Annotated in this window: 17 protein-coding genes; 5 read left to right on the forward strand and 12 right to left on the reverse strand. The window is 70.8% G+C overall.

The window, feature by feature from the left end:
• Positions 1–2: 2 nt before the first annotated feature.
• Positions 3–698 carry a pyridoxamine 5'-phosphate oxidase family protein gene (locus ACZ607_RS09660; protein WP_469733500.1) on the reverse strand — a complete coding sequence of 232 codons (696 nt, stop codon included), beginning with the start codon at positions 696–698 and terminating at the stop codon, positions 3–5.
• Between the two features lie 35 nt (positions 699–733).
• On the opposite strand from ACZ607_RS09660, the gene ACZ607_RS09665 reads away from it, so the two are divergent.
• Complete coding sequence (locus ACZ607_RS09665; RefSeq protein WP_469733502.1) at positions 734–2065, forward strand: aminotransferase class I/II-fold pyridoxal phosphate-dependent enzyme; 1332 nt, start codon at positions 734–736, stop codon at positions 2063–2065.
• Here ACZ607_RS09665 and ACZ607_RS09670 read toward each other — a convergent pair.
• Positions 2052–3056, reverse strand: a complete 1005-nt coding sequence (locus ACZ607_RS09670; protein ID WP_469733504.1) for a DMT family transporter — start codon at positions 3054–3056, stop codon at positions 2052–2054. The genes ACZ607_RS09665 and ACZ607_RS09670 overlap by 14 nt on opposite strands.
• Positions 3057–3130: 74 nt before the next feature.
• Between ACZ607_RS09670 and ACZ607_RS09675 the strand changes: the two genes are divergently transcribed.
• On the forward strand, positions 3131–4045 hold the full coding sequence (locus ACZ607_RS09675; protein ID WP_469733506.1) for a LysR family transcriptional regulator: 915 nt from the start codon (positions 3131–3133) through the stop codon (positions 4043–4045).
• Positions 4046–4066: 21 nt separating this feature from the next.
• Here ACZ607_RS09675 and ACZ607_RS09680 read toward each other — a convergent pair whose 3' ends face one another.
• The 8 genes from ACZ607_RS09680 to ACZ607_RS09715 all read right to left on the reverse strand — a co-directional run bounded on the left by ACZ607_RS09680 (position 4067) and on the right by ACZ607_RS09715 (position 13852).
• Entirely contained in the window at positions 4067–4516 is a 450-nt protein-coding gene (locus ACZ607_RS09680) for a Rieske (2Fe-2S) protein (RefSeq protein WP_469733508.1), read from the reverse strand.
• Positions 4517–4670: 154 nt separating this feature from the next.
• Positions 4671–5876, reverse strand: coding sequence for a cytochrome P450 family protein (locus ACZ607_RS09685; RefSeq protein ID WP_469734899.1), 1206 nt, complete (start codon positions 5874–5876; stop codon positions 4671–4673).
• Positions 5877–6148: 272 nt separating this feature from the next.
• Positions 6149–7360: a S8 family peptidase gene (locus tag ACZ607_RS09690; protein WP_469733510.1), complete on the reverse strand. Its 1212-nt coding sequence runs from the start codon at positions 7358–7360 to the stop codon at positions 6149–6151.
• A gap of 260 nt (positions 7361–7620) precedes the next feature.
• Positions 7621–8664, reverse strand: coding sequence for a LacI family DNA-binding transcriptional regulator (locus tag ACZ607_RS09695; protein ID WP_469733512.1), 1044 nt, complete (start codon positions 8662–8664; stop codon positions 7621–7623).
• A 76-nt stretch (positions 8665–8740) separates the two neighbouring features.
• Positions 8741–10495 carry a glycoside hydrolase family 43 protein gene (locus tag ACZ607_RS09700; protein ID WP_469733514.1) on the reverse strand — a complete coding sequence of 585 codons (1755 nt, stop codon included), beginning with the start codon at positions 10493–10495 and terminating at the stop codon, positions 8741–8743.
• A 35-nt stretch (positions 10496–10530) separates the two neighbouring features.
• Complete coding sequence (locus ACZ607_RS09705; protein WP_469733516.1) at positions 10531–11442, reverse strand: carbohydrate ABC transporter permease; 912 nt, start codon at positions 11440–11442, stop codon at positions 10531–10533.
• 30 nt (positions 11443–11472) lie between these two features.
• Positions 11473–12423, reverse strand: a complete 951-nt coding sequence (locus ACZ607_RS09710) for a carbohydrate ABC transporter permease (RefSeq protein WP_469733518.1) — start codon at positions 12421–12423, stop codon at positions 11473–11475.
• A 148-nt stretch (positions 12424–12571) separates the two neighbouring features.
• Positions 12572–13852 carry an extracellular solute-binding protein gene (locus tag ACZ607_RS09715; protein ID WP_469733520.1) on the reverse strand — a complete coding sequence of 427 codons (1281 nt, stop codon included), beginning with the start codon at positions 13850–13852 and terminating at the stop codon, positions 12572–12574.
• Positions 13853–14202: 350 nt separating this feature from the next.
• Between ACZ607_RS09715 and ACZ607_RS09720 the strand changes: the two genes are divergently transcribed.
• Both ACZ607_RS09720 and ACZ607_RS09725 read left to right on the forward strand, forming a co-directional pair.
• Positions 14203–15810, forward strand: coding sequence for a glycoside hydrolase family 26 protein (locus ACZ607_RS09720; RefSeq protein WP_469733522.1), 1608 nt, complete (start codon positions 14203–14205; stop codon positions 15808–15810).
• A gap of 89 nt (positions 15811–15899) precedes the next feature.
• Positions 15900–17174, forward strand: coding sequence for a glycoside hydrolase family 26 protein (locus ACZ607_RS09725; protein ID WP_469733524.1), 1275 nt, complete (start codon positions 15900–15902; stop codon positions 17172–17174).
• Between the two features lie 25 nt (positions 17175–17199).
• Here ACZ607_RS09725 and ACZ607_RS09730 read toward each other — a convergent pair whose 3' ends face one another.
• A complete protein-coding gene (locus ACZ607_RS09730; protein WP_469733526.1) occupies positions 17200–17652 on the reverse strand; it encodes an ATP-binding protein in 453 nt (150 codons plus the stop codon).
• A 775-nt stretch (positions 17653–18427) separates the two neighbouring features.
• Between ACZ607_RS09730 and ACZ607_RS09735 the strand changes: the two genes are divergently transcribed.
• Complete coding sequence (locus ACZ607_RS09735) at positions 18428–19219, forward strand: inositol monophosphatase family protein (protein WP_469733528.1); 792 nt, start codon at positions 18428–18430, stop codon at positions 19217–19219.
• A gap of 121 nt (positions 19220–19340) precedes the next feature.
• Here the strand turns inward: ACZ607_RS09735 and ACZ607_RS09740 are convergent, their stop codons facing one another.
• On the reverse strand, positions 19341–20768 hold the full coding sequence (locus tag ACZ607_RS09740; protein WP_469733530.1) for a serine hydrolase domain-containing protein: 1428 nt from the start codon (positions 20766–20768) through the stop codon (positions 19341–19343).
• Positions 20769–20816 lie beyond the last annotated feature (48 nt).

Genomic DNA, 20816 nt, shown 5'->3' on the forward strand with positions numbered 1-20816 from the left:
CGTCAGAGTGCGGTGAGGTAGTCCGGCACCTGGACCGAGGGGTCCAGGTCGTCGGACGGCACCGGCGGCGCGTAGGCGGGCGCCACCGGCACCACACCCGCCCAGTACGGCAGTGAGAGGTCCTCGGGGTCGTCGTTCGGGCCGCCGGTGCGGATCTTGGCGGAGACCTCGTCCAGGTCCAGGCGGATGACCGCCGTCGCGGCGAGCTCCTTCGCGTCGGCGGGCCGGGAGTCCTTCGACCGGCCCGGCACGACCTGGTCGACGATCGCGTCGAGGGCGATGCGGCGTTCCTCCGGGTCGGTGACCGTCGTGGCGATGCCGTGGACCACCACGGAGCGGTAGTTCATCGAGTGGTGGAAGGCGGAACGGGCGAGCACCAGCCCGTCCACATGCGTCACGGTCAGGCAGACGGCGAGGCCGGGATCCGAGGCGCGCGTGCTGCGCAGCGGGCGCGATCCGGTCGAGCCGTGCACGTACAGCCGCCGGCCGACCCGGCCGAAGAGCGTCGGGAGGACGACCGGTGCGCCGTCACGGACGAAGCCCAGGTGACAGAGGTAGGCGGCGTCGAGTATCGAGTGGACCGTGGCACGGTCGTAGGAGGCGCGGTCCTTGGCGCGGGTCGGGACCGTGCGCTCCGTCGGCGCGTAGGCGGCGGCCTCGGGGAGGCCGGTGCTGTCGGGCGTGGCGGTGTCCGGCATTGCGTACTCCATTGCACTAGTGCATAATCATGTTTGTGCTAGGAGAGTATCGGATCAGTGGGCGGCGTGCATCCGACATCGCCGCGAGCGTGGAGCGGGGTGTCGCCTCGGGCGATCTCGCGCCGGGTCATGTACTGCCGCCCATGCGGGAGTTGGCGGTGTCCCTGGGGGTCAATCCGAATACGGTGGCGGCCGCCTACCGGACCCTTCGCGAGCGCGGAGTCATCGAGACCGCCGGCCGGCGGGGGAGCCGGGTCCGGCCGAGGCCGGCGAGCACGGCGCGTGGGTCGCTCCGGGTGGAGGCCCCGCCCGGCGTGCGGGACCTGGGTGACGGCAACCCGGACCCCGCCCTGCTGCCGGGCCTCGGGGAGGCGCTGGCCTCGGCGGCCGAGGCGTACGCCCGCGAGCCCCGCCTCTACGGGGACGCGGCCGTGGTCCCCCGGCTCGCCGGGCTCGCGCGGGCCGGCCTGGACGGTGACGGTGTTCCCGCGGGACCGGTGGCCGTCGCCTCGGGGTCCCTCGACGCGATCGAGCGTGTCCTCACCGCACACCTCAGGCCCGGTGACGCCGTGGCCGTCGAGGACCCGGGGTGGGGCGCGCTGCTCGACCTCGTCCCGGCGCTCGGGATGCACGTCGTCCCGGTGGCCCTGGACGAGGAGGGGCCGCTGCCGGGAGAGGTGGAGCGCGCCCTGGGGGCGGGCGCCGCCGCCCTGGTGGTCACCGACCGGGCGCAGAACCCGACCGGTGCGACGATCGGCGGCCGACGGGCCGCGGAGCTGCGATCCGTGCTCGCCGGGCACCCCGAGGTGCTCCTGATCGAGGACGACCACGGCCACGCCATCGTCGACCTGCCCGTGCACCCCCTCGCGGGCGTGACGGAGCGCTGGGCCTTCGTGCGGTCCGTCTCCAAGGCGTACGGACCCGACCTGCGGCTCGCCGTGCTCACCGGCGACGGGCTCACCGTGGACCGGGTGACCGGACGCCAGCGGCTGGGCCCCGGCTGGGTCAGCGGGCTGCTCCAGTGGACCGTCGCGCATCTGTGGGAGACGGGCGCCGTCGACACCGCGGCGGTCTCCCGCGCCTACGGGGAGCGCCGGGACGCGCTCGTACGGGCCCTGGGTGAGCGGGGGATCACGGCGTACGGGCGGACCGGGATGAACGTATGGGTGCCCGTGGGCGACGAGACCGGTGCGGTGACCAGGCTGCTGCACTCGGGCTGGGCCGTGGCCCCCGGGGCGCGGTTCCGGATGGCCTCGCCGCAGGGGGTGCGCCTGACCGTGTCGACGCTGTCCGCCGCCGACATCGGGCCGCTGGCCGACGCGGTGGCGGCAGCGGTGCCACCCGCCCGGCCCGTCAGTTACGGCTGAGGGCCCTCGGGCGGACGACGCGACGGGGCCGGGGGCCGGCGGCGGAGCTCCGGGCCCGGCTCTGGGTGAGGGCCGCGCCCGCGAGGACCACCAGTGCGCCCACCGGGGTGTTCCAGCTCAACTCCTCGCCGAGCAGGGTCACTCCGGCCGCCGTCGCGATCACCGGGATGAAGTAGGTGACCATCTGCGCGGTCGTGGGGCCGACTTCCTGGACGAGTCCGTACTGGAGGAGGACGGCGAGTCCCGTACCGAGCGCCCCCAGGGCGACCACGGCGAGTGTGGGCAGCAGCGGGAAGTGCGCCGGAACCGAGGTGAACGCCGGTACCACTACGGCCAGTTGCACGGTCCCCAGGAAGAGCTGGCTGCCGGTCAGCGCGAGGGTGGACGAACCGGTGCCCGCCAGCGTGCGGCGGACGTAGATCCAGCCGACCGGGTAGCTGAGCGAGGCGAGCAGGGCCATCGCCGTGCCGGTCACATCCAGCCCGGAGAAGCCCTGCCGGGCGCCGAGCACCGTCAGCACGCCGAGGAAGCCCAGACCGAGCCCCGCGACACGACGGCGGGTGGGGCGGTCCTCGGACAGCGCGACCAGGGAGAGCGCCATGCCCCACAGGGGTGAGGTCGCGTTGCAGATCCCGGCGAGCGTGGACGGGATCGTCAGCTCGGCGTAGGCGAAGAGCGAGAACGGCAGCGCGTTGAGGAAGAACGCGGCGACGAAGAGGTGGCCCCAGGTCCGGGCGGAGCGCGGCAGCCGGTCGCGGCGCACGGCCATCGCCACGGCGAGGACCGCCGTCCCGGACAGCAGTCTCCCGAAGGTCACCTGGAACGGGGCGTACCCGTCGGTGCCCACCTTGATCAGCAGGAAGCTGAACCCCCAGATGAGCGACAGCGCCGCGAAGCGCACGCGCCAGTCCAGGGCGGGCCGCCGCGTCGGGGGCGCGGGTGCGGGCATGGCGGAGGGAGGCAGGGTTCTCGGTGCGGCGGGTGCGCTCATGCGACCCACCATGCCGAGTGGAACCGCGTAGGACAAGTGAGACTTCGTTGGCCGCTAGGCGTAGCATCGCTTACATGTTGAATCTGGAGCGGCTGCGGACCCTGGACGCCCTGGCACGGCACGGGTCGGTGAGTGGCGCCGCCGACGGCCTGCACGTCACCACCTCCGCCGTCTCCCAGCAGATGGCCAAACTGGAACGCGAGGTGGGGCAGCAGCTCCTGGCCAAGAACGGACGGGGGATCCGGCTCACCGACGCGGGCCGGCTGCTCGCGGACCACGCCGCGAAGATCCTTTCTCAGGTGGAGGTCGCGCAGTCCGACATCGAGGCCCAGCGGGGGCAGGTGGTGGGCGAGGTCCGGCTCGCGGCCTTCCCGACGGCCGCCCGTGGGCTGTTCCCCGCCGCCCTCACCTCGCTCCGCGCGGACCACCCCGAACTCAGGCTGCGTACGACGGAGTTGGAGCCGGAGTGCGGAATCCGCGCGGTGCTCAGGGGCGACGCCGATCTCGCCGTGGTGCTCGACTGGAGCAACAAGCGCCTGCCGGTCCCCGGAGGTCTGGCCAAGGCGGAGCTCCTCGACGACGCGCCGGACATCGCCATGCCCGCCGGGCATCCGCTCGCCGGCCGGACGGAGGTGGACATCGAGGACTTCGCCGACGACGACTGGGTGTCCTGGCCGGAGGGGGAGTTCTGCTACGACTGGCTGATGTTCACCCTGCGGTCCAAGGGCATCGAGCCCCGTATCGCGCACCTGGCCGGTGAGCACCACACCCAACTCGCGCTGATCGCGGCGGGGTTCGGTGTCTGCGTGGCGCCACGGCTCGGGAGGGGGCCGGTGCCGGACGGAGTGAGCCTGGTGCCCGTACGGCAGCCGATGCGCCGCCATGTCCACGCGGTCTGGCGCGCGGACGCGGACCGGAGACCGTCGATCCGCGCCGCCGTGCAGGCACTGCGCGCCGCAGGACGAAGCCTGCACGCACCGGTCTCCTGAGCCCCGCCCCGGTGCGTCCCCTCAGGCCAGCGCGATGGAGCCGCCCTCCACCCGGATCTGCTTCTCCGGGAGCGGTGCGGTCGCCGGCCCGCCGGTCACCTCGCCGGTCGCCGCGTCGAACGTGCTGTTGTGGCACGGGCAGGTGATGACGCCGTCGGCGACGCCCTTCACCGCGCAGCCCTGATGGGTGCACTGCGACGAGAACGCCTTGAACTCGCCGGCCTGCGGCTGGGTCACCACCACGCCCTGGTCCGCGAAGACCACTCCGCCGCCCTCCGGGATCTCGGCCGTCGTGGCGAGGGGCGCGCCGCCGTTCCCGCCGTTCCCCTCCCCGGCCGGTTCGGCCGAGTCCGAACCCCCGGAGCCCTTCGATCCGCCGCACGCGGTGAGAGCGACGGCGATACCCGTCGCACCGGCCGCGACCACCGCGCGGCGCCCCAACCGGACCTGGATCTCCTGCGCTGCGCTCATGCCGCTGTCCCTTCGTCGGAGTACGGGACGCCGGGTGAGGACGACGTCGGATGAGGATACGGATCAGCGCGGCCGTACGTTCACGGGCGGGCCGAGTCCGTCCGTACGTTCACGGGCGGGCCGAGTCCGTCCGTACGGGCGCCCGGGTGGCCTCTCAGCCGTGCAGCCGCACCGGCAGCGCCCGCACGCTGTTGCCCACGAAGGACGCGTGGCGCTGCAGTTCGGCCTCCGGTACGGCGAGGTCGAGCCCGGGGTGACGGGAGAAGAGCTGGGAGAGCGCGATCGTGCTCTCCATCCGGGCCAGCGGCGCTCCCAGGCAGTAGTGCGCGCCGTGGCCGAGAGAGAGGTGCCGGGTGCCGCTGCCCCTGGTGACGTCGAAGCGGCCGGCGTCCGGGCCGTGGGCCTTCTCGTCCCGGCCCGCAGCCGAGTAACCGGCCAGCACCGGCGTCCCCTTGGGGATCACGGTGCCGTCGAGCGTCAGATCACGGGTGGGGTAGCGGAACGGGAAGAAGCTCACGGGGCTGTCCCAGCGCAGCGTCTCCTCCACCACGTCGGCCCAGCTCGCCCGGCCCGACAGGACCAGGGCGAGCTGATCCCGGTGGGCGCACAGGGCGCGTACGGCGTTGGTGATCAGATTGAGCGTGGTCTCGTGCCCGGCGATGACCATGAGCATCAGGGTGCCGATCAGCTCGTGCGGGCCGAGCCGGTCGCCGTCCGCCTCCCTGGCCGCGATCAGCGCACTGATCAGGTCGTCCCCCGGCTCCTCCGTCCGGGCCGCGGCGGCCGCGCTCAGCACCTCCACCATCTCCCGGTTGGCGGCCACGGCCTCGGCGGGGGCGATGTCCGTGGCGACGATGCGGTTGGAGAGGTGGTGCAGCCGGTCGTGGTGCTCCGCGCCGACGCCCAGGAGTTCACAGATGACACCCATCGGCAGCGGCAGCGCGAAGTGCGTACGCAGATCGGCGACACCGTCGCCCGCGTCGGCGGCCCGGTCGAGACCGTCCAGGAGCGAGGCCGTCAACGCCTCGACGCGCGGCCGGAGTTCCTCCACGCGGCGCGCGGTGAACGCCTTGCTCACCAGGGACCGCAGCCGCCGGTGGTCCGCCCCGTCGGCGGTGGTCATCCCCTGGACCGTCGCGAACGTCCTCAGCGGCCAGCCGTCGGCGATCGCACCCTCCTGGAGCGCCGTGAAGTGCCGCGCGTCCTTGGCGACGTCGGGGTGGGCCAGGAACTCTCTGAGGGCGTCGTGCCCCAGCACCGCCATGCCTTCCACCTCGCCGGGCAGGGTCACCGCGGTGACGGCGCCCCGGTCCAGCAGGCGGGCGTTGGACGCGTGGGGGCAGCCGCCGGACGGATCCATGCGGTGCGGGTCGCCGGGTGCCGAAGTGGCCGGGGACGAGTTCAACAGGGCTCCAGACCGAAGGGCGGACGGGTTGCGGAACGCACCGCGCCCGGTGGCATCACGGAAGCCGACCCGCCACGGGTGCGTCCAACTCGTCGCCGGAACAGCGGACATGGAAAGCCTAGGTCAACCGGCCCGGGACGGGGAGGGGTCCCGCCGGGGGCGCGGCACGACGAGACGAAGGGCGCGTACGGGCGGCCTGCCCCGTACGCGCCCCGGCCGTCAGCTCGTCACGGGACGAGCTTGAGGAGCTTGTTGGGGGAGCCGGTTCCGATGCCCGTCAGGACGTTGGATGTCGCGCCGTTCACGAGGGCCGAAGCCACCGCCGCCGGAGACGCGCCGGGGTGACCGGTCAGGTAGACGGCGGCGGCGCCGGAGACGTGCGGGGCCGCGAAGGAGGTGCCGTTACCGGTGTAGGTGGCGCTGTCCGAGGTGTTCCAGCCGGCCGTGATGGCGGAACCCGGAGCGAAGAGATCCACCGTGGGGCCGTAGTTGGAGTACGTGGCGCGGGCGTCGGTGCTGGTGGTGGCGCCGACCGTGATCGCCGTGGCCACCCGGGCGGGCGAGTAGGAGGACGCGAGGGCCCCCGAGTTGCCCGCCGCGATGGAGTAGGTGACTCCCGAGGCGATCGACCGGCTCACCGCGTTGTCCAGCGTGGTGCTGGCGCCACCGCCGAGCGACACGTTGGCGACCGAGGACGCGACGTGGTTGGCCGTGATCCAGTCGACCCCGGCGATGACTCCGGCCGTGGTGCCGGAACCGTCGTTGCCGAGGACGCGCACGGCGACGATCTTCGCCTTCTTCGCCACGCCGTAGGTGGAACCGGCGACGGTGGTGGCGACGTGCGTGCCGTGGCCGGCGCCGTCCTGGGCGGTGGCGTCGTTGTCGACGAAGTCGTAGCCGTACGAGGCCCGGCCGCTGATCTCCTGGTGGGTGATGCGCACGCCGGTGTCGAGGACGTAGACGGTCGTCCCGCTGCCCCCGGAGTCCGGATAGGTGTACGTGCCGCTCAGCGGGAGGTTCGTCTGGTCGATCCGGTCGAGGCCCCAGGGGGCGTTGCTCTGGGTGGCGATCGAGTGGACCTTCCGGTCCTGCTCGACCGAGGCGACCGCCGGGTCGGCGGCGAGCCTCCTGGCCTCGGTGCTGCTGAGGGTGGCCGCGTAGCCGTTCAGCGCCGAGGTGTACGTACGGCTGATCCGGCCGCCGTAGCCGGCTATCAGCTGCTTGCCGTCGGCCGTGGACGCCTTGAACCCGGCGGTCGGCTTCAGCGTGACGAGGTAACTGCCGGGCACCGCATCGGCTGCTCCCGCGTGCAGGACTCTGCCTTCCGGCTGGGCGGCCTGAGCGGGTAAGGCCGCACCCGCGCCGATGGCCAGCGCCAGAGTCGTCGCGGTCGCGAGCGCCGCGGTGATCCGCCGCCTGGTGTGACGCACTGCTGTCATTCGGAGGTCTCCTCGAACAGCGGCGCGCCAGGGTCCGGCGCGCCGAGGGATGTGGCGTACGGGGTTCGTGCGCCGCATCCGACGATGACGCCGGGCGTTCCGGTGGAGCAAGGATCATGAGGATGATGTCATGACCGCGCCACGCAGTTCACCGTGTGTCAACTCACCGCCACAGAAGGCAATGCGGAGTTCGCACGGATGAGGTGTCCGCGAGCCGCGTCCGGTGGTCCCCCGACGGGAATACGCGTCTCCGTGACCGGTCAGGTCTCCGGCCGCGGCGGTGCGGTGCTGCCTCGGACCATGAGCTGGGTGGCCATCTCCAGCCGCAGTGTCTCCACGTGCTCCCCGTCGATCATCCGCAGCAGGGTGGTGGCCGCCATCGAGGCCATCTCCAGCAGCGGCTGGCGCACCGTGGTCAGGGCGGGATGCGTCCAGCGTGCGACGGGCAGATCGTCGAACCCGACCACGCTCACGTCCTGGGGGATGGCGAGGCCACGGTCCCGGAGGACCTCGAACGCGCCGAGTGCCTGGAGGTCGCTCGCGGCGAAGACCGCGGTCGGCGGTGCTTCGCCACGGTCGGCGGTCGCGTCCAGCAGGCGCGCCAGCTCGGTGCGTCCGGAGCGGTCGTTGAACTCCCCGTACGACACCCACGCGTCCGGCACGGGCAGTTCGGCCCGTTCCATCGCGGCGCGGAAACCGTCGGCCCTGGCCCTGCTGCACAGGAGCTGACGGGGGCCGGCCAGATGGGCGATCCGGGTGTGGCCGAGGCCGATGAGGTGCTCGCAGGCGCTCACCGCACCGGCCCAGTTGGTCGCGCCGACCGTGGGCACCAGGGCGTCCACGCTGCCCACCGGGTCGACCAGGACGAACGGTATGTCCATGGCGACGAGCCGCTTGCGCTGCTGAGGGGTGAGTTCGGAGACGACGAGGATCGCTCCGTTGCTGCGACGGGCCGCCAGCTGGTCCAGCCACTCCCGGGTGTCGGAGCTGCGGCCGTGCACCGCGGAGAGGACCATGCTCGCCCCGGCCTCGTCGAGCACCTCGTCGACGCCGCGGATGATCTCCACGGACCAGAGGCTGTCGAGCTCGTTGAGGACCAGGTCGACCACGCTGCCCCGCCGCCGGGCGGGGCGGCGCCGGTAGCCGAGGTCGTCCATGACCGACTCGACGCGCTCCTTGGTCCCGGTGGACACGTCGGAGCGCCCGTTGAGGACCTTGGAGACGGTGGAGACGGAGACCCCGGCGACGGACGCGATGCTGCTGAGAGTGACTCTGCCCTGGGCGTCGGTGGTGTCCGCCGTCATCCTTGCCGTCCGTTTCGCCTCGTGGAACATCGCTGCCGTCCTGCGAAGACTAACGGCCGGGGGCAGGGCATCCGGTTCATCCGGCGCCGGGAAGGCCGCCGGGGCCCGGACGGTACTCGGCCCAGGAGAAGTCGGTCGTGGTGCCCGCTCCCGTGAGGTCCTGGGCGCACAGTCCGACGAAGGCACCGGTGAAGCCCCAGGACGTGAAGTGCCCGGTGGCCGGGTCCCCCAGGGTGGCGCTCTCGTCGGAGAGCCGTGTGGTGTCCAGCCAGGGGCCGATGTCCTGCCGGCGGGGCGGCCCGGTGCGGCTCCCGTCCTGCCAGGAGAACCGGCCGCGGGCTCCCTCGACGGTCAGCCGCAGTTCGAGGGGTCCGTCCCCGACGGGGACGGGGTCGCAGGGTTCGGTGTAGTGGCCGTGGTCGCAGACCCCCACGCGTAGCACCCGGCCCAGCTCCTCGTCCCGGGTGAGATGGAGATAGTGCCAGAGCGTGGAGTTGTAGTAGTGCACCAGGCCGGACATCTGCAACGGTGAGCGGGGGTCGGCGCGCAGCCGGGTCGCGAAGGTGAAGCCGGGGGCCTGCTGGCGCCGGGCCACCAGGCTCTGGCGGTGGGTCGAGCCGAGCGACTGGCCGCCGCGCAGCCGCAGTCGGCCGGGATGCGCGGTGAGGCTGAGCCAGGAAGGGTCGGGGTGCCGGCGCAGGGTCGACCAGACGGGGCCGAGCTCGGGGGCGTCGAAGTCGTCGCGGGCGGGCTCGGTGGGGAAGGGAGCCGGTTCCAGCGCGGGTCCGGTGACGACGGGCCGGGGGAGTGCCGCCCCGCCGGCCGGGACCGGTGGGGCGCCACCGAGCCGGGGCCATCCCTCGTCGGTCCATTCGATGCGCTGGACGGCGGATTCGCGGCCCATGACGCAGGCTCCGAGGGGGCTCAGCGGGCGGGCCGTGAGGTGGGCCAGGAACCACTCGCCGGCGGGTGTGGCGACCAGGCTGCCGTGTCCGGCCTTCTGGAGCGGGAGGTCCTCGTGGCCGTGGGCGGTCAGCAGCGGGCCGGCGGCGTCGGCCTCGTACGGGCCGGTGAGTTCGCGGGAGCGGGCGACGGTGACCGCGTGGGCCCAGGAGGTGCCGCCCTCGGCGGTCAGCAGGTAGTACCAGCCGTCCCGCCGGTAGAGGTGCGGGCCCTCGGTGTGGGCGAGGGACGTGCCGGTGAAGACGCGATGGAGCGGGCCGGTGACGCGACGGGCGGCACGGTCCCACTCCTGGAGCAGGATGCCGCCGAAGGGGTGCCGGCCGGGCCTGTGGTCCCACTCCATCCACAGGGCCCAGCTGCGGCCGTCGCCGCCGGGGCCGTCGTCGTGGAAGAGGGACGGGTCGAAGCCGTGGGAGGGGAAGGGCGCCGGGTCGGACCACGGGCCGGTGATCGCGGGGGCGGTGATCACGTGGTTGCGAACGTCCTTGAACGCGCCGGAGAGATTCGTGACATCGCTGTAGACGAGGTGGAACAGGCCGTCGGTGTACGAGAGACACGGTGCCCAGACCCCGCCGGAGTCCGGCCGTCCGGCCAGGTCGATGAGACGTTCCTCCCGGAGGAGTCCGCCGAGCGGACGCCAGTGGACGAGGTCGCGGGAGTGGTGGAGCGAGACGCCGGGGAGCCACTCGAAGGTGGAGGTGGCGAGGTAGTAGTCGTCGTCGACCCGCAGGATCGAGGGGTCGGGGTGGAATCCGGGCAGTACGGGATTGACGATCGTCCCGTACGCCGAGGGGTCCGCCCCGGCCGCCCCGTCGGGCTTTCGGCGGCGGGGACGTTCCGGATCGAGCAGACGCTGCGCGGCGGTCATGGGTACTCCGTGGGTTGTCGGGTGGGAGGGGCCGGTCAGCCCTTGACCGCGCCGGCCATCACACCGGAGACGATCCGGCGGGCCAGGAGGGTGAAGACGACGAGGACGGGCAGCACCGAGACCACGACACCGGCGAGCATCAGGGTGTAGTCGGTGTAGTAGCCCGCGGCGAGCTGGTTGAGCGCGATCTGCACGGTGCCGTTCTCCGGAGGCAGGGCGATCAGGGGCCAGAAGTAGTCGTTCCAGGCGAACATGAAGGTGAACATCGCCAGGACCGTGGCCGTGGTCCGTACGCCGGGGACGACCACGTGCCAGTAGGTGCGCAGGAGTCCCGCGCCGTCCATCCGTGCCGCTTCGACGAGTTCGTCGGGGATGTTCTCCTCGACCGCCTGCCGCATCCAGAAGACGCCGATGGCGGAGACCAGGGCGGGCACGATGAGCGCGGAGAGCTTTCCGTACAGCCCCATGTCGGTGACCAGCATGTAGAGCGGGATGATGCCGAGCTGGGTGGGGACCATGACGGTGATGACCACGCACACCAGCAGGGCGTTGCGGCCGGGGAACCGGAGCTTGGCGAAGGCGAATCCGGCCAGCGAGGAGAGCAGCACGTTGCTGACGGCGGTGGTGGAGGCCACGATCAGCGAGTTGCCGAGTGCCTGCCAGAACGCCGAGAGTTCGAAGACCCGCTGGATGTTCTCGATCAGATGCCCGCCGGGAACCAGCGGCGGGGTGGAGCCGGCGAGCACGGAGTTGTCGTCGTGGGAGGCGACGACGAAGCTCCAGTAGAGCGGGAAGACGGAGGCCGCGATGACGGCGGCGAGCAGGGAGTAGGCGACCGGCCCCGCCTGGTCAGGGCGCCTGGGGACCTTGCGCAGGACCGCCCGTGTGCGTCCGTTGCGGGAGCGTTGCGGCGCGGGCGGGACCCGGGTGGGTGTGGTGACAGCCATGCGTTTCTCCTGAAGACCCCGGTGACCGGGTCAGTTGCGGCCGGAACGGCGGGCGAGCAGGAAGTTCACCGCGGCGACGAGCGCGATGACGAGGAAGAGCACCCAGGAGACGGCGGAGGCGTATCCGGCGTCGTTGTTGATGAAGCCGTACTTGTAGAGCATCAGCGTCAGCGTCTGGAACTGGTGCTCGGCACCTCCTTCGGCATTGCCCTGCTGGTCGAAGAGGAAGGGCTCGGCGAAGAGCTGCAGCCCTCCGATCGTGGAGATGACCACGGTGAACACGACGGTGGGGCGGATGGCGGGAAGGGTCACCTTGCGGAAGGTCAGGAACCGTCCGGCCCCGTCCAGCTGGGCCGATTCGTACAGCTCGCGTGGGACGGCCTGCATCGCCGCGAGATAGATCAGCGCGTTGTAGCCGGTCCAGCGCCACATCACCATGAAGCTGATCGCGAGGTGCGAACTCCAGGTGTCGGCGGTCCAGTCGACGGGGTCGTGGATGATCCCGAGTCCTTCGAGGGCCCAGTTGACGATGCCGAAGTCCCGGCCGAAGAGCTGGGAGAAGACGAGGGCGACGGCGACGACGGAGACGTACTGGGGCACCAGGACGAGGGCGCGCCAGACGCTCGGAGAGCGCAGGTGCCGGTCGAGCAGCCAGGCGAGGCCGAGGGCCGCCAGGAGCTGGGGCGCGGTGGACAGGACGAAGATGCTGAGCGTGTTGAACGTCGCGGTGTAGAAGTCGGAGTCCTCCAGGAGGCGGGTGAAGTTCTCGGCTCCGACCCACTGCCCGGGCCCGGCGAGCCGGTCCCAGTCGTGCAGGGACACCCAGAAGGTCTGGAGCAGCGGGTAGAGCCCGAAGATCCCGAAGACGACGAAGAAGGGGGCGATGAACAGGTAGGGAAGCAGATGCCGTTCCGGACGGAGCCGGCCGGTGAGGTGTCCGGATCCCGTCCGGCCCGGAGTGGTGCGGACCTGGAGCGCCATGCGCGTACTCCGTTGGGGGTCGAGTGAGGGTGGGGCAGGGCAGACGTGGTGCGCCGGGTGCCCGGGGCGGTGCCGGACCTGCGGGGAGGCCGGTCCGGCGCCACCACGGGCCGCGCGGTGATCCCGCGACGCGGTGGGGGAGCGGCGGTCAGCGGAGGTTCTTGTCCGCTTCGTCCAGCGCCTTGTCCCATGCCTGCCGGGGATCGGCCTTGCCCTGTTCGACGAGCTGGAGCGCGTTGCCGAAGGGGATACGGGCCTGCTGGTCCTTCGTGCCCCGGTAGTTGGGCTGCAGGCTCTTGGCCGAGGAGGCGAAGATCTTCCCCGTGGGCGCGTCGTTGAAGTAGGGCTGCCGGGTGCCCTGGACCTCGGGGTCGTCGAGTACGGAGGCGAGGGAGGGCAGCGCTCCGACGGGGCCGGTGAAGATCTTCTTCTGGGACTCCGCGGAGGTCAGGAAGTCGGCGAGCTCGGCGGCCTCCTCGGCGTGCTTGCTCTGCTTGGGCACGGTGAGGAAGGAGCCGCCCCAGTTGCCACCGCCGCCGGGGACGGCCGCGATGTCCCACGTGCCGGCGGCGGCCTCGCCCGCGGCGGTCTTGATCTGTCCGGTCATCCACGCGGGGCACGTCATGGTGGCCATCCGGCCCTGCTTGATGCCCGCGTTCCACTGCTGGCTGAAGGGCTGGAGGTTGGCCGACTGCTTGTCCGCGGTCGCTTCGGCGGTGGCGAGGAAGAAGTCGCGCACCTTGGGATTGGTCTTCCCGATGTAGGCGTCGTCCGCGTCGAAGAACCCGAATTCCGTCTGGTTCATCATCGCGGTGAAGATGTTGCCCGAGCTGTCGAACCAGGCCTTGTCCTTGACCTTGCTCCGGAACGTCCTGCCGGTGGCGAAGTAGTCGTCCCAGGTGGGCCAGAGCTTGCCGACCTCGTCACGGTCGGTCGGCAGGCCGGCCCGGGCGAACAGGTCCTTGCGGTAGCAGATGGCGAGGCTGCCGACATCGGTGCCGTAGCCCATCACGAAATCGTCCGAGCCCAGGGTGCCCTGCTCCCACTTCCAGCCGAGGTACTCGCTCTTCCGCCTGTCCGCCCCGTGGTCGGCGAGATTGGTGAACTTGTCCCTGACCGAACGGAACTTGGGCAGGTAGCCCTCCTCGATCGCGACGACGTCGGCGGCCCCGCTGCCGGACGCTATCTGGGTGGAGAGCTGGTTGTGGTGCTGGTCGAACTGCGAGATCCGTTCCTTGATGACGATGTCGGGGTGGCCGGCCTCGTACTCCTTGATGAGCGGCTTGTAGCCGAAGTCGCTGAACGTGGCGACGGTCAGCGTGATCTTTCCCTCCGCCTCCCCCGCGTCCGAGCCGCAGGCGGACAGGGCGACGAGCGAGGCGGCGGCGGCCAGCGCCGCGACGGTTCTGCGGGCACGCGTACGGCCCATGGTGGTCCTCCGGGAGAGGTGCGGGATGAGTGGGCACCAAGGTCGCGGGCCACGAAACGTGTGTCAATAGTTTCGCGAAAACACGCGATAGATTCCCGCTAGCGCGCTGACGCAGGCAGCGTGAAACCGGTAGAAGAGCGACTATTCTGCGAGCTTGAACAAGACATAAGGTGCAATTCACTTGTTCATGGTGTCGACCGCCGGAAGTTTTCGGAAGGTCACCACGGCTGACCTGCGCAACGTTACGAAACTTTCGGCGACTGTTGCCCTGGCCTCCGCTCCGCCCCATCATTCGAGCGCTCACCCACCTCGCGTCGAGCCACAGCGCCGTAGAAGAATCCGGAGCCGCCATGACCGTCCGCTGGCACCAACGACCACTCCACAGAAGTCTCGCGGCGGGGGCGGTGGCCCTCGGGGCCCTCGTCGCCCTCGCCGCACCGAACCACCCCGCCGATGCCGCCTCGCCCTCCGGCCGCGGCGTACCGGCCGACGGCAAGGTCATGCTGGTGATGGGGCAGGACAGCGACACCCTGTCGGACTACCGCGCCGACGTGCTGGACGAGCCGTCGCTGAACGCCCCGGCGCCCGGTGGAGTCACCCTCTACACCAACCTCGTCCTCGGCGGCACGCCGTCACCCCTGGCCGGCATGACCGGCCCGGCCGACTGGGGCGCGGGCACGGTCGACTTCGGCCGCACCCTGCGGGAGTACCCGGACTCCAGCCTCGCCGTGGGCCTCTACCTCTCGGACGCGACCGGCGGCTGCGGCAACCAGCCGCTGCGGGCGATCATCGGCCGCGACGACTCCGATGTCACCTCCGGCAGCCCGAACCTGATCGCGCAGTACAGAGCCAAGGTCGACGAGATGGTCAACCGGCTCAAGGGCTACGACCGGGACGTCCTGCTGCGCATCGGCTACGAGTTCGACGGCCCGTGGAACTGCTACAACGCCGACTTCTACAAGGAGGCGTTCCGCTACATCAAGGGCCGCATCGACGCCCTGGGCGCCACCCGGGTCGCCACCGTCTGGCAGAGCGCCGCCTGGCCGGTCGACGCCAACGCCGACCACCCCGAGTACAAGTACATCGTCACCGACCCGAAGCACTACGACGACTGGTACCCCGGCGACAGCTACGTCGACTGGGTGGGGCTGTCGTCCTTCTACAACTCCCGCTCCGTGCAGTCCCAGTGGGGCTGTGGCAGCTACGACACCGACCCGGTGGGCCTGCAGGACCGACTGCTCGACTTCGCCCGCGCCCACGCCAAGCCGGTCATGGTGTCCGAGGCGGCGCCGCAGGGATCGCGCACCGGGGCGGGGACACGGAGCTGCATCTTCCGCAACAGCCCCGCAGGCTCCAGCGGCCAGGCCATCTGGGACGGCTGGCACGCCGGTTACTTCGACTGGATCGACCGCAACAAGGACGTGATCCGGTCCGCCGCCTACATCAACACCGACTGGGACGCCCAGACGCAGTGGCAGTGCCGGCCCGACGCCCAGGCGGGCGGACCCGGTTGCGCGAACGGCAACTGGGGCGACTCCCGTGTCCAGGCCGACCCGACGGTCCTGAACAACTTCCTCACCGAGATCAGGAAGCCCCTGTGGACGAACGGGGCGAGCGGTCCGGCCCCGACCCCCACTCCGACCCCGACCCCCACTCCGACCCCGACTCCGACCGACCCTGGATCAGGTGACTACATCCAGGGGGTGACCGGTGGTGGTCCGGCAGCCACCGTCTGGTTCGCGCCGAAGGGCTTCACCGCCACCTTCGTCACCGTCCAGTACCGCATCGACGGCGGCTCCCCCCAGAACTACTTCCTCACCTACGACAGCGGTGACAGGCGGTGGGAGCTCCCGGTCACCGTCCCGGCCGGGGCCACCCTCTCGTACTCCTTCAACTACCAGCCCACCGGCGTGACCCACCAGACGACCACTCCCGTCCACACCTGGGTCTCCCGCTGACCCCTGCGTCTCCCGGGTCGCCGTACGGACCGTTCCGGACGTACGGCGACCCGCCCCCCTCTCCCCTCACACCGCCCCCAGGAGGCACCGTGTCCACCGACCGACGCCATCAGCGGCCCCCCGGCCGGACGTCCCGACGCCGCGTACGGGCCGTCATCCACTCCCTGGCCACGGCTCTCGCTGCCGGACTGCTGCTGATGACCCCCACCACCGCAACCGCCGCGGGCACCGCCCCCCACACCACGGCCGCCGCCGCTCCGGAGCTGCTGCTGGGGCAGTCCACCCGGGGCGCCCTCGACGACTTCAACACCTTCGCCGACGGCGCCGACGGCGGCTCCGTCTACTACGAGCTCCGCAAGGGCGACTGGGTGAACCCGGCGCACCGCGCGTTCGCCGAGCAGGTGGCGGACCGGGGCGGGACCGTGCAGGTGGGCATCAGCTGGAAGGACAACCCGCCCGGCTTCGACGGAGGCGACGAGAACGCCAAGGCGGCCCGGTCCCGCGCGGTCACCGCGGAGATCGCGGCCGGTGGCCACACGGCGTCGCTGGAGCGGCTCGTGGCCTTCGCCAACGCCTATCCCCGGGCCACGTTCAAGCTGCGACTCGACTACGAGGTCAGCAGCTTCTACCACTGCACCGACGCGAGCTGCTCCTCCTACAAGAACGCCTTCAACCGGCTGGCCGGCTACCTGGACGGCCGCTCGACGCCGCACAACCTCCAGTTCGTCTTCCATCCGGTGCGAGGCGAGTTCGAGTCGATGTACCCGGGCGACGCGGCGGTGGACTGGGTGGGCGTGTCCGTGTTCGCCCACGAGCTGTGCCTGCCGATCTACGACCGGGGCTACCTCTACAACGGGACGCCACCACAGAATTACGACGTCGGGGCGAGCCAGTGCCGCAACGCCTACATCGGAACCGACACACACGGCAATCCCGCCGCGGTCTGGCGCAACTTCGACCATGACGCGAACGTGCTCAAGCTGGTCAAGTTCGCCAAGGACCACAGTAAGCCGGTCGTGCTCTCCGAGGCGGGAATGATGAACTTCACGGCCGACAACGGCTCCACGGAAGGCGTGGAGCAGGAACGCGGAGACCTGTGGGTGAAGCGGCTCTTCTCCCTCATGAACTACCGGGGCCCCATCCCCAACCTGCCGGGCGAGCACGACCTGCGCGGCGTGATCAAGTCCGTCGTCTACATCAACCTGGACTTCCGGTACGGCTGGGACGGCATCGACGACGGCAGCTTCGACTTCGCTCCCGACACCACGTGGTTCGTCGACGGCAGGCTGTCCCGCTACGCGGCCGCCAAGGCCTCGTTCTGCCAGGGCCTCGCCGAGAACGGCTTCACCGCGCGCTGCCGCTGACCTGGAGCCGCGCGGCCTGAAGGCCCTACGCGCCGGCCCGCTGGTCCAGGGTTGCTTCCTCCTGGCGGGGGAGCTGGGCGTGGATCGTCTTCCCGGGCCCCGGTCCGGGGGTGATCGTGAGGCGGGTCGTGAGGTGGCGCACCATGGGCCAGCCGAAGCCGCCCGCACCGCCGTCGAGATCCGGGGCGCGCTCGCGCGGGGCCGACGGATCGGGGTCGGTGACCGCCGCGGTCACCGTCTCCGGCCCGGCGGACAGCCTGAGGAGGTACCGGCCGCCGCCGTGGCGCAGGGCATTGGTGGCGAGCTCGGAGACCACCAGGACCAGGCTGTCCGCCAGGGCGGGCCCGGGTGCCGGAGTCAGCGATTCCACGAAGTCCCGGGCGGCCTCACGGGCCCGGTGGAGGCTGTCCGTACCGGTGCCTCGCACCTCGGTGCGTGTGGGGGGCATCGAGGTGACGGCGATAGTCGTGCTGTTCATATGCTTACACCTCACCTGTGATTGGTTGCGCCGCTCTGGTGTGACAGCCTTTTGCCCGCCCAAAAGGTGTTCACGCCCCGACCGGTCCCCGCCACCGCATTTTCACTCGATGGTCACCGCGAAACCCGCGTATTTCCCGATCGGGAAATGCACGAGGGCATCGGACTTCGCATTTCCGGGTATCCGTGTCTTCTACGTACGTCTTCTCGGTGACCCGGGGGAGGGGGAGAGGTCGGTGAATCGAAGCCCTGTACGCAGGGGAAATGAGGTGGTGGGGGCCTGCTCGGCCAGATCGAACAACCGTGCATTGCGGGACGACCTTCAGGCCGGTTCCTGGTTCTCGGAATAGATCACCAGCGTTTGCTCCGGCTGTTCGGCCAGATGGAACGGTGCAGGCGAAATCGAGCGCACCGTGCCCCGCTACGAGTTCAGGGCCTCACTCGGCGGCCGCACCGACAGCGGGCCGGGACAGGGGACCCATACCGCGGTGAGCCTGTCCCACAGCCGATCCCCGTAACCTTCGCCCGTGCTGCCCTCGACCCAGGTGATCAAGTTCCCCTCACCATCCCGTCGCCAGGCTCCTGAGGAACGGGGCAAGCCGTTCGGCGATCACCCGGTCATCGTGAGCCGAGGTGTGCCCGTCACATCCGAGGAAGTCCAGGCCCGACTGATCGAGGAACCAGTAGCGGACCCCGCTGTCGCCGGGCCGATCGGGAGAAGTGGATCACCACGGGGCGCAGCCTGCCGTATGTGCTGATGCTGCATCATTCACGCCATGACTGATGACCTTGTCCTGGCCCAACGGGCTGCTCTTGCCGGCGCCTCCGTGGGGCTGCGCTACTTCGCCCGCGTACGTTCCCTCGCTCAGCAGCAGAAGGTGGACGGGTCGGTTGTGACCGAGGCGGATCTCGCCGTCGAAGAGGAGGTGCGCCGCGTCCTGCTCGCCGAGCGGCCTGAGGACGCCTTCTTGGGGGAGGAAACCGGAGAGCATGGAGAGGGCAGGCGTCGATGGATACTCGACGGCATCGACGGGACGCTGGTGTTCGTCCAGGGAGACGATCGCTGGCAGTCCCTGATCGCCCTGGAGGAGGACGGCCGCGTGGTCGTCGGAGTCGCGATCGTCCCCGCCCAGCGGCGGATCTGGTACGCCGTACGCGGCCAGGGCGCGTTCGTTGCCGACGTCGAGGACGGTCAACTGGTCCGTGAGCGGCCGTTGCGGGTCGGTGGGTCGCCGTCCACGCCGGCGGAGTGCACCGTGGGGGTTCTTCCTCCGCTTGAGATGATCCCCGTGGAATACCGGGCTCAGGTCGACAGGCTGGCGGACAAGGTGGTCGTGGCCGACTGGTCGGCACATGCGGCTCTGTTGGTCGCCTCGGGGGAACTGGACGTGGCAGTGCAGGTGGGCGGGAAGATCTGGGACTACGCCCCGCTGTCGCTGATCGTGGAGGAAGCGGGGGGTGCGTTCAGCGGAGACCGCGGACAATCCCACCCGGTCACCGGGACCGCCATCTTCGCCTGCAACAACGCCACTCGGAAGGCCGCTCGCGCCGCACTCGACGGGAGGTGAGGAACTCCGGCCCCGTGTCGACGCTCTCGGCACCACGTAGCGGACCCCGCAACCCTCGAAGGAAGGCGTCCGGCTCCTCGAACTGGCTCGCACCCGGCGCCGACGGACACGGACAGCGCTCCTATGCGACGTCTGGCCGTGTCATAAGCGGCGACCGCACATGCAACTCCAGGCTGGGGCCGGTCAGGGGCAGGGTGCTCCAGGTTGCCGTAGCGGTACCCGCGTCGGCGTCGACGGCCAGCCGAACGCGGTGCGGGGTGGTGATGACGTACAGATCGGCGACGTAGGTGCTGCCCTGCCAGGCGCCGGCCGCGACGATCGGCCGGCCGAGCGGGGTGCTCTCCCGCCAGTCGCCGTGGCCGACCTCGATATCGAGGAGCGACTCGAATCGTACGAGCCATCCGCCGTCGGTGGGATCGACGGTGACCGTCGTTCCGTCGGGCAGGGCCGACCCCTCGGCCGAGGCGTCGAGTTTCGCGCCGACCGCACGCCCCGGGTCGGCCGTACCGGGCACCGGCGGCAAGGAAAGCTGCCGCAGCCGATCGGCGAGGATCTCGTCGTCCCGGGTGCTTCCCGCGTGACCCACGCCGGGCAGCAGGCACTCCCAGACTGCGTCGAGCACGTCCTGTGACTCTCCCTGGGCGGTCACGGCGACGACGAGGTCATGGGACGGGACGACCACGCACTGCTGCGCATAGGAGCCATGGCCGTGGTAGCCGTGACGCGACCTCCAGAACTGGTAGCCGTAGCCGTAGGAGAAGTCCGCCTGGTCCGATCCGTCCAGGATCCACTCGCTGTCGATGTGCCGTCCGGTCGCGAGCTCCACCCAACCGCGTGGGACGAGTTGTCGGTCGCCCCACATGCCTCCGCGTCGCAGCAGTTCGCCGAAGGCGGCGACGCTCTCGGTCGTGAGGTGCAGTCCGTGGAATCCGAAGGCGGCGCCACTGGCCACCCGGTCCCATTCGGCGTGGGCGATTCCCATCGGCGTGAACAGACGCTCGTCGAGAAACTCCGGGAGACCGCGGCCCGTGACTCGTTCCACCATCCGGGCCAGGATGTAGGTGGTCGAGTTGTCGTAGACGTGCCGCGTTCCCTCGGCCGCGGCGAACGGCAGGCTCAGGAAGCCTTTCACCAAGTCGTCGGGTTCGAGCTCCCATGCTTCGGCGAGGCTGTCGGTGGGATGCCCGGCCGTCATGGACAGCAGGTGGTGAACGGTGATGCGGCGCCCCTGCTCCGAGACGTCGACCGGGACGCGGTCGGGCAGCACGTCCACCACGCGGTCGTCCAGCGCGAGCAGCCCGTCGCCGATCGCGAGCCCCACGGCGATCGACGTGAACGACTTGGTCAGTGAGTAGAGCAGATGCGGGCGGTCGGCCGAATACGGCGCCCACCAGCCTTCGGCGACGACGTGACCATGGTGCACGACCATGAGGGAGTGGCTCTCACCTGATCGTGCTTCGAGCCGGTCCAGCAGCGCGCCGATCGAGCGGGACGACAGCCCCGAGGCGGCCGGTGTCGAGCGCGGCAGAAGGGTACGCTGAGAAGCCATCCGGGCACCGTACACAGAATCCCTTTTCGGGCCCCAGCGAATTAAGGG

Source organism: Streptomyces sp. NPDC104381, from assembly GCF_055583745.1.

Bases quoted from the DNA above. Each gene is read 5' to 3' on its own strand.
- ACZ607_RS09660 (WP_469733500.1), bottom strand. From the start codon at position 698: ATGCCGGACACCGCCACGCCCGACAGCACCGGCCTCCCCGAGGCCGCC.
- ACZ607_RS09670 (WP_469733504.1), bottom strand. From the start codon at position 3,056: ATGAGCGCACCCGCCGCACCGAGAACCCTGCCTCCCTCCGCCATGCCC.
- ACZ607_RS09675 (WP_469733506.1), top strand. From the start codon at position 3,131: ATGTTGAATCTGGAGCGGCTGCGGACCCTGGACGCCCTGGCACGGCAC.
- ACZ607_RS09680 (WP_469733508.1), bottom strand. From the start codon at position 4,516: ATGAGCGCAGCGCAGGAGATCCAGGTCCGGTTGGGGCGCCGCGCGGTG.
- ACZ607_RS09685 (WP_469734899.1), bottom strand. From the start codon at position 5,876: ATGGATCCGTCCGGCGGCTGCCCCCACGCGTCCAACGCCCGCCTGCTG.
- ACZ607_RS09690 (WP_469733510.1), bottom strand. From the start codon at position 7,360: ATGACAGCAGTGCGTCACACCAGGCGGCGGATCACCGCGGCGCTCGCG.
- ACZ607_RS09695 (WP_469733512.1), bottom strand. From the start codon at position 8,664: ATGACGGCGGACACCACCGACGCCCAGGGCAGAGTCACTCTCAGCAGC.
- ACZ607_RS09700 (WP_469733514.1), bottom strand. From the start codon at position 10,495: ATGACCGCCGCGCAGCGTCTGCTCGATCCGGAACGTCCCCGCCGCCGA.
- ACZ607_RS09705 (WP_469733516.1), bottom strand. From the start codon at position 11,442: ATGGCTGTCACCACACCCACCCGGGTCCCGCCCGCGCCGCAACGCTCC.
- ACZ607_RS09710 (WP_469733518.1), bottom strand. From the start codon at position 12,423: ATGGCGCTCCAGGTCCGCACCACTCCGGGCCGGACGGGATCCGGACAC.
- ACZ607_RS09715 (WP_469733520.1), bottom strand. From the start codon at position 13,852: ATGGGCCGTACGCGTGCCCGCAGAACCGTCGCGGCGCTGGCCGCCGCC.
- ACZ607_RS09720 (WP_469733522.1), top strand. From the start codon at position 14,203: ATGACCGTCCGCTGGCACCAACGACCACTCCACAGAAGTCTCGCGGCG.
- ACZ607_RS09730 (WP_469733526.1), bottom strand. From the start codon at position 17,652: ATGAACAGCACGACTATCGCCGTCACCTCGATGCCCCCCACACGCACC.
- ACZ607_RS09735 (WP_469733528.1), top strand. From the start codon at position 18,428: ATGACTGATGACCTTGTCCTGGCCCAACGGGCTGCTCTTGCCGGCGCC.
- ACZ607_RS09740 (WP_469733530.1), bottom strand. From the start codon at position 20,768: ATGGCTTCTCAGCGTACCCTTCTGCCGCGCTCGACACCGGCCGCCTCG.